Origin of the sequence: Kitasatospora sp. NPDC088346, from assembly GCF_044740765.1 — a bacterium.
GTDB lineage: Bacteria > Actinomycetota > Actinomycetes > Streptomycetales > Streptomycetaceae > Kitasatospora.
The window spans coordinates 1-7,096 of sequence record NZ_JBIURH010000117.1 but is presented as its reverse complement, the minus strand read 5'-3'; the positions used below and the strand labels follow the sequence as shown (position 1 = coordinate 7,096).

The window sequence follows — 7,096 nt, the reverse complement described above, 5'->3', positions numbered from 1 at the left end:
ATCCGCTGCCTGATCCGACGCGCCCGGACCCTCTACCGCTGGAACACCAGACCCCGGACTCCACGCATCCGATGACCTACTGGCGGACGCCCTAAGTGGTTGTTGTCTTTCCGGTCTTGATAGCTGTGTTTCTGCTGGTCAGGCATGGGGTCGGTGATCTCGGGGAGTGGTGACGTGTCGTGTCGTCGCGCTGGTGGAGGTCGGGGATGCCGTCGGTCGTGGGGCTGCTGGAACAGCGTGAGCTCACTGCTCGCCGTCGTGTGGACGCGCTGCGGGAAGAGGCTGACCGTATCCACGCCGAGCTGGACGTGGCCGAGCGGGAGTGGAACGAGTGGGTCATCGCCCGCTCGCGCGTGGGCGAGGTGTTGGCCCCGGAGGGCGCCGTCGCGTCCGAGGACCAGCGCCATTCCGACGGGCAGCCGGTTCGTCCCGCGCCGGCGAACGCGGCGAAGCCGAAGTCGGTGGTGCCGATGTGGCGTGCGGGGCTGGCCTGGTCGGCGCTGTCGGTGGACTACCAGCGCGTCCTGCAGGCTCTCGCGGACCGGAGCCGGCTCGGCCAGGGCCCGCTGACGTGCCAGGAGATGGCCGCCTGCTTCGGCCTGGACCCGGTGCCGGCGAAGGTGGAGGCGTTGCGGTCGAAGGCGAAGCGGCTGGTGGCCCGGGGCTGGCTGGTCGAGTCGGCGCCGGGCCGGTTCACGCTCGCGAAGGACGTGGCCGGGCAAGGCGGCGGGTCATGAGCGTCGTCATCGACCAGTAGACCATCGCCTCGGCGCTGCCGGTGGAGCGCTCGAAGTCGCGCACGAGGCGGCGGCTTTGCATCAGGTGCGCGAAGAACCGCTCCACGATCCATCGCTTCGGCAGCACGACGAAGCCGCGCATGTCGTCGCTGCGCTTGACGATGGCGAGGACCACGGCGAGGGCGGTGAGGCTGTACTCGACGAGGCTGCCGGTGTAGCCGCCGTCGGCCCAGACCAGGGCCAGCAGGTGGTGCGCGGCGGCGACCTGGGCGAGCAGGACCTGGGCCGCGGCGCGATCGCCGGCGTCCGCCGCGGTGACCATCACCGCGAGCAGCAGGCCGAGCGTGTCCACCACGACGTGCCGCTTGCGACCGTTGATCAGCTTGCCTCCGTCGAAGCCGCGACTGTCGGATCCGACGACGGCGTCCGCCTTGACCGACTGGGAGTCGATCACGCCCGCGCTCGGCTCCGGATCCCGCCCGTCCTGTTCGCGCACTCGGCGGCGGAGCCGGTCGTGGAACTCCCGAACCAGGCCGTGGTCGCGCCAGCGACGGAAGAACGCGTAGACGCGGTCCCACGGCGGGAAGTCGACCGGGATGGCCCGCCACTTCGTGCCGTTGTCGACCAGGTAGCGGATCGCGTCCAGTATCGCTCGGTGGCAGTAGACCTCCGGCTGGCCGCCCCGCCCCGAAGCCAGCCCGGCACCGGCAGCAGCGGCCTGGCCACCGCCCACTCGGCGTCCGACATGTCGGTTGGGTAGCGGCGCTCGCGCACGCCGTGGTCGCCGGCATTACCGAACCTGTGAGCAAGGCAGTCACACGCAAGGGTGACCGAAGTGGACTCCGTCTCCGGGATGCCGTAGACATGCGACAACAGGGTCTCCTGGAAAGCTTGTTGGCGTAGACACCCACTGAGCTACCAAGAGGCCCTGCTTTCATGCACGGCAGCCGCCACGGTCACCCGATCGAGACTCCTGTTCGACCGGCGCTCCTCAAGATCGGAACGACAACAACCACTCAGCTTGTTGTTTAACCTCGCTGGTCACTCGACCTGCTGATCTGCGGTTCTTTCCGGGACAGCAGAGGCGGCCGTTCTCCACGCTTCGAGATGTCGAGTCACGAAGCACGAGAGAACGGCCGCTGCCTATGAGTCTCCCTGTCGAGGCGCTCGCGGGAGATGCTTTGGGCATCTTGTCCCGCTTTCGGGTTGAGTTCTACGAGTGTCTGTACAAGCGAGCGGATGTGCTCTTCGAGCTGACCGACGCGCTGCTGTGCACGGACGGGCCGGTCAAGACGCTGGTGGACCTGTCGCTGGCGGCCGAGCACCGGCGCGGGCACGGGGCGATGTACGCCGCGCTGGACCGGGGCTGGCTTGAGCCGGCCCGGCTTCGTCGCGCGCTGGCGGCCCTGCCGATCCCACGCCTCGCCGACGGGCGCATCGCCCTGGCCGTGGATATCTCCAACTGGCTCCGACCCGACGCCCCCACCAGTGACGACCGCCTGTTCTGCCATGTCTACGGGCGCGGCCGCAGCGCCGACCAGATGATCCCCGGCTGGCCCTACTCCTTCGTTGCCGCCCTGGAGTCCGGCCGCACCTCCTGGACCGGCCTGCTGGACGCGGTCCGGCTGGGACCGGCCGACGACGCCACCGCGGTGACCGCCGCCCAGCTGCGCGAGGTCACCGGGCGCCTGATCGAGGCCGGGCACTGGACCCGTGGTGATCCGGACATCCTGCTGGTCATGGATGCCGGCTACGACGTCACCCGCCTGGCACATCTCCTGTCCGACCTGCCTCTTGAGCTCGTCGGCCGACTGCGCTCGGACCGGGTCATGCTCCGCGACGCGGGCGAGCCCCGCTCCACGCCCAGGGGCGGGCGACCGCGCAAGCACGGCACCGCGTTCACCTTCGCCAAGCCCGATTCCTGGCACGAGCCCGACGCCACCACCCGCACCGAGACCACCCGCTACGGCACCGCCGAGGCCAGGGCCTGGGACCGGATGCACCAGCGCCTGCAAAAGCGTGGCCCTTGGCTCGACCACGAAGGCGAAATCCCCATCACCCACGGTACGTTGGTCCGCCTCAAGGTCGAGCACCTGCCCGGCGAACGCGAAGCGAAGCCGTTGTGGCTCTGGTCCTCGGCCACCGACATCGACACCGCGCACCTGGACCGGATCTGGCGCACCTTCCTACGCAGATTCGATCTCGAGCACACCTTTCGCCTGCTCAAGGGCACCCTCGGCTGGACCGCGCCGCACTTCCGCGCACCGGACGCCGCCGACCTGTGGACCTGGCTGGTCATCGTCGCCCACACCCAGCTCCGCCTGGCACGCCCGCTGGCCGCCGACTTGCGCCGTCCCTGGGAACGCCCTCTACCCGCAGTGAAGTTGACCCCGCCGCGGGTCCGCCGCGGGTTCCGCAGCATCCGCGCGAAGGTCCTCACCCCGGCCCGAGTGCCGAAACCCTCCCGACCCGGCCCCGGACGCCCACCGGGTTCGAAGAACCGCAAGCCGGCACCCCGCCACGACGTCGGCAAGACCGTCAAACGCGAACCCACACTCCAAGCCCACCTCGCCGCGCGAGGTTAAAGATCAAGCTCAGGCCAGCGGCCTGGGCTTGCTTGGTGTAGGCCGCCCCGATCAGGCACTCCATCGAGACGAGCATGTAGGAGATGCCAGAGTGGAACGGTCGCCCGGTGGAAATGAGCCGCCACCCAGTCCGGGTCGACGACGCCGGCCACGATCTCCTCGGGGCTGAGCTGCGGCAGGGCCTTGAGCAGCAGGTCGGTGCGGCCCTGGTAGTCGTAGGTGGCTTTGAGCTCGTCGAAGGTCATCAGCTGGTCGAAGCTGATGTAGGTGAACCGGGTCGGCACGCCGAGCGCCGACAGCGTCCGGATGGCCACGGCGTTCTGCTCGCCGGCGGTCTCCTTGTTGAACCGCTGCAAGATCGAGTCGACACCCGATTCGACGCCGAACAGGCAGCGGCGTATGCCGCGGTCGACCAGGCCGCGCCACATGCTGGCGCGTTCGACGTGCCAGGCCTGGTCACGGTCGGGCCGCGTCACCTGGTCGATGCGGCAGCTGGTCTCCCACTTGAAGCCGGCCGTGTGAAGCGTGCCGGCCATCTCCAGCGCCCGGGGCACGGCGTCGTGGCCCCGGCCAATGAACTCTTCGTCGACCAGGTAGAGCGTCCGCGACAGGCGGGGGTAGTGATCGTAGACCTGGCCCATTTCGTCCAGCAGCCAGGGAAAGGCTTCAGGGTGGCCGCCGAACCACTGGCCCTTGTGGCCGCGTGGGCAGAACGAGCAGTAGTTGGTGCAGCCGCGCGAGCCTTCCGCCTGGCCGACGCCGTGGTGCTCGAAGGTGTCGGGCAGCAGGTCCAGCTCGGGGAAGATGTCGTCCTGGGCGCTCGACACCGGCTTGGCCGTCCGCCGCCGGCCAATGGCCAGGGTGCCGGAGCCACGGGCTGCGCCGTTGTAGCCAAGGCCGCGAATGTCCTGGCGCGGGATGTCGCCGTGCCAGTGGGCCAGCACGTCTTGGATGGTGGCCTCACCAGCGCCCCGGGCGATCAGGAGGTCGGGGTACTGCTCCAGCAGCAGCGCTTCGTTGCGGGCGGTCAGGCTGCCACCAGCCACCACCAGCGGCGGCTCGGCCAAGCCGTAGGCGGCGTCCAGCAGCTCGGTCATGAGGTCGTGCTGCCCGAAGGTGGCCGAGATGCCCAGGATGTCGGGGGCGTCCTGGGCAAGGTTCTTGACCAGGTCGGCCATGGTGACGCCGAGCTGCATGTCGGCCAGCGTCACCTCACCCATGAGGGTCGAGCGGCCAGCGCGGGCCACGTCGGAGATGCCCAACGGGAATCGCGGCAGGGGGAAGTACTCCGGGTGGTACAGCGCCGCCAGGAGCAGCCGCGGCCGGCTGAAGCGCTGGGCGGCGTAGTCGTCCATGACGGCCAGCGACAACCAGGAGTGCGGCGACTGGAAGTCCAGGTGGTTGGTGACCCAGCTCGGCCAGTGCCGTGCGTCGTGCGGCTGACCCGACAGGTCGGCTACCACCCACTTCGCGTCCGGCCGCTCGATGAGCACCAGCCGCCGGTCCAAGGTGCCGGTCACCCGGATACGGCCGATCTGGCCAGCGAGGTGGTGTTCGAGGTGCAGCCGCAGCCGGGGCGGCGCGATGAGGAGCCGGTCGGCTCCAGCGGCCACGGCGGCCAGAGCTTCGGGCAGCGCCAGCCGGATCGCTTCAGCCAGCCGGTCGACCTGCGGTACGGGTCGCCGCATTGTGGAGATGGTCATTCGAGCCTCGTTTCTCCGATGTGAGATGCGGGCATGACGGCTCACCTGACGGGCGGTAGCCCGGCAGGGAGGGGTGAGTGGGAAGGTCAGGAAGCGGTCGGGACCGCCATGGTGGTCAGGGTGATGACGGGGCGGGCCTCGATCTGGAGGCGCAGGCCGTCCGAGGGCAGCGCCAGCAAGATGACTTCGCCGCAGCCAAGGCCGAAGACGGCGGAGTGGTAGCCCGCAGCGTCGTCCAGCCACTCACCGGCCAGCCGTTCGGCCTTGTCGTCGAGGCTGGGAGCCAGCCGCCGCACCGCTCGACGCAGCCAGCGCATGGCTTGACCAGGCGACTCAGCGAAGTGGCGCAGCGGTAGCCCTTGATCCAGCTGCTCGCCGTCGGCCAGGACAAGCTCGTACTGGCAGAGGTAGCTCCGCCTGGCGACTGGAACCCGCCGCGAGGCCGCTCGCTTAGCCGCTGGCGGCTCGTGATGCTCGGTCAGCGGCATCATCTACAACCCCCGCAGCCCGACGAGCGTCTTGGCTACCAGATGCGAGGACGCCTTCTCCTGCTCGTCGAACGGCGAACGCTGGAGCCCGGCACCAGGAGCCGGCGGACAGGCAGCCGGGGCCAGCAGCAGCTCGGACCAGACGACCTTGCCACTGGCCGCCGCCGGGAAGTAGTAGCCCCACTGGTTGCTCAGGTGGGCCACTAGGAAGACGCCACGGCCGTTCTCGGCGTCCAGTCCGACTTCCTTGAGCACCGGCAGATCCGGCTGGTAGTCGTGCACCAGCACCAGCAGGCGAACGCCCTCCAACCGCAGCGTCAGCGTGATGGTGCTGACCGGCGTGGCAGCCGAGTAGGGCGCTGGCTCTTCACCCGGCTCCAGCCGTCGTATGGCGTTGGTGGTCAGCTCCGAGATGATCAGCTGCGCCGTGTCGATCAGGCCCGGCGCCAAGTGCCAGTGCCGCAGCACCGCGACGGTGTGCCGGCGCGCCCATGGCACGGCATTGGGAGTGTCGGCCAACGCCAACTGGCTGAAACTGGGACGTGCTTGTGCCACGGTGGTGCCTCCCAGGTTGGGAGCTGAGGTTGGGGGCCGTTGGCCAACCCGAAGCGGCTCCGGCGGCATCGCCAAGCCGGACTGAAGCGGTGTCGCAAGCAGCGAAGCCGTACCAGTCATCTGAGGGTCCGATCAGGAGGTCAACGGTGAGTGACCAGACTGACGCGGCGGGTAATGGTGGCGGTATGTCCTGCCACTGCCCTGACCCTGAACTTCCACCGAACTTGAGCGCCGCAGAAGGTTCATACGGCGCTCGACCGGCGGCTCAGCTGCCATGCTTGGTCACATGGCGGAACTGAACGGTAACCCGATCAGCCTGGAGGAACTCCAGGCCTTGGCACTGACCAACTACGGCCACTTCACCTCAATGCAGATAGAAGACGGCCGGGTCCGCGGCCTCGATCTTCATCTGAAGCGGCTGGCCCGCGACTGCCGCACGGTCTTCGACGTCGAGCTGGACACCAAGCGCGTGCTGGAGCTGGCCCGCCGGGTGGCTCCGGTCAGTGGCGCGGCCGTGGTGCGCGTGAGCATCTTCGATCCGGCGCTCGACATGGGTCACATCGGTGGCGACGCCCAGCCGCAGGTGCTGGTGACAACCCGTCCGGCCGGCGACCTGCCTCTGCCGCCGCTGCGGGTCGCGTCAGTCGAGTTCACGCGCGACCTGCCGGCGGTCAAGAGCGTCGGCCTGTTCGCCTCCTTGCACCACCGCCGCCAGGCCCAGCGGGCTGGTTTCGATGACGCGCTCTTCGTGGACCGCCAAGGCCTGGTTTCCGAGGGTGGCACCTGGAACGTGGGCTTCATTCGCGACGACCGCGTGATCTGGCCGGCCGCTGACTACCTGGTCGGCACCACCATGGAGCTGGTGAAGCAGGTGCACGAGCACGTGGTCCTGCCCATCACGCTGCCAGAGATGCCCACCTTCGACGCCGCCTCCCTCTCTGTCAGCCTTGGGTGAGACATCCCGCTTTGGCGGGTTAGCCTGAGAGGGCCCCGAGTAGGAGTTCCACCCCTGATGACCAGCACCGATC

The 7,096-nt window shown here is 69.0% G+C and carries 7 protein-coding genes; 3 read left to right on the top strand and 4 right to left on the bottom strand.

The features are described from left to right. The first annotated feature begins 206 nt into the window (after positions 1–206). Positions 207–737, top strand: a complete 531-nt coding sequence (locus ACIOFR_RS41570; RefSeq protein ID WP_401005945.1) for a hypothetical protein — start codon at positions 207–209, stop codon at positions 735–737. On the opposite strand, the gene ACIOFR_RS41565 is transcribed toward ACIOFR_RS41570, so the two are convergent. Further along, a complete protein-coding gene (locus tag ACIOFR_RS41565; RefSeq protein WP_401005943.1) occupies positions 694–1,470 on the bottom strand; it encodes an IS5 family transposase in 777 nt (258 codons plus the stop codon). The genes ACIOFR_RS41570 and ACIOFR_RS41565 overlap by 44 nt on opposite strands. Before the next feature lie 412 nt (positions 1,471–1,882). Here ACIOFR_RS41565 and ACIOFR_RS41560 point away from each other — a divergent pair, with 412 nt between their 5' ends. Beyond that, the gene (locus ACIOFR_RS41560) at positions 1,883–3,322 is read left to right on the top strand and encodes an NF041680 family putative transposase (protein WP_401005941.1); all 1,440 of its coding nucleotides are present in this window, start codon (positions 1,883–1,885) and stop codon (positions 3,320–3,322) included. Here the strand turns inward: ACIOFR_RS41560 and ACIOFR_RS41555 are convergent. The 3 genes from ACIOFR_RS41555 to ACIOFR_RS41545 all read right to left on the bottom strand — a co-directional run bounded on the left by ACIOFR_RS41555 (position 3,319) and on the right by ACIOFR_RS41545 (position 6,068). Further along, positions 3,319–5,025, bottom strand: coding sequence for a B12-binding domain-containing radical SAM protein (locus tag ACIOFR_RS41555; RefSeq protein WP_401005939.1), 1,707 nt, complete (start codon positions 5,023–5,025; stop codon positions 3,319–3,321). The two genes, ACIOFR_RS41560 and ACIOFR_RS41555, sit on opposite strands and share 4 nt — an antisense overlap. Positions 5,026–5,111: 86 nt before the next feature. After that, positions 5,112–5,342, bottom strand: coding sequence for a hypothetical protein (locus tag ACIOFR_RS41550; RefSeq protein ID WP_401005937.1), 231 nt, complete (start codon positions 5,340–5,342; stop codon positions 5,112–5,114). A gap of 174 nt (positions 5,343–5,516) precedes the next feature. Next, positions 5,517–6,068 (bottom strand): ATP-binding protein, encoded by a 552-nt coding sequence (locus ACIOFR_RS41545; RefSeq protein ID WP_401005935.1) that lies wholly within the window; start codon positions 6,066–6,068, stop codon positions 5,517–5,519. Between the two features lie 286 nt (positions 6,069–6,354). Here ACIOFR_RS41545 and ACIOFR_RS41540 point away from each other — a divergent pair, with 286 nt between their 5' ends. Further along, on the top strand, positions 6,355–7,023 hold the full coding sequence (locus ACIOFR_RS41540; RefSeq protein WP_401005933.1) for an aminotransferase class IV: 669 nt from the start codon (positions 6,355–6,357) through the stop codon (positions 7,021–7,023). Positions 7,024–7,096 lie beyond the last annotated feature (73 nt).

What these genes read in the sequence shown, in the direction of transcription:
- ACIOFR_RS41560 (WP_401005941.1), top strand. Translation starts at nt 1,883, where the DNA reads ATGAGTCTCCCTGTCGAGGCGCTCGCGGGAGATGCTTTGGGCATCTTG.
- ACIOFR_RS41550 (WP_401005937.1), bottom strand. Translation starts at nt 5,342, where the DNA reads ATGCGCTGGCTGCGTCGAGCGGTGCGGCGGCTGGCTCCCAGCCTCGAC.
- ACIOFR_RS41555 (WP_401005939.1), bottom strand. Translation starts at nt 5,025, where the DNA reads ATGACCATCTCCACAATGCGGCGACCCGTACCGCAGGTCGACCGGCTG.
- ACIOFR_RS41570 (WP_401005945.1), top strand. Translation starts at nt 207, where the DNA reads ATGCCGTCGGTCGTGGGGCTGCTGGAACAGCGTGAGCTCACTGCTCGC.
- ACIOFR_RS41540 (WP_401005933.1), top strand. Translation starts at nt 6,355, where the DNA reads ATGGCGGAACTGAACGGTAACCCGATCAGCCTGGAGGAACTCCAGGCC.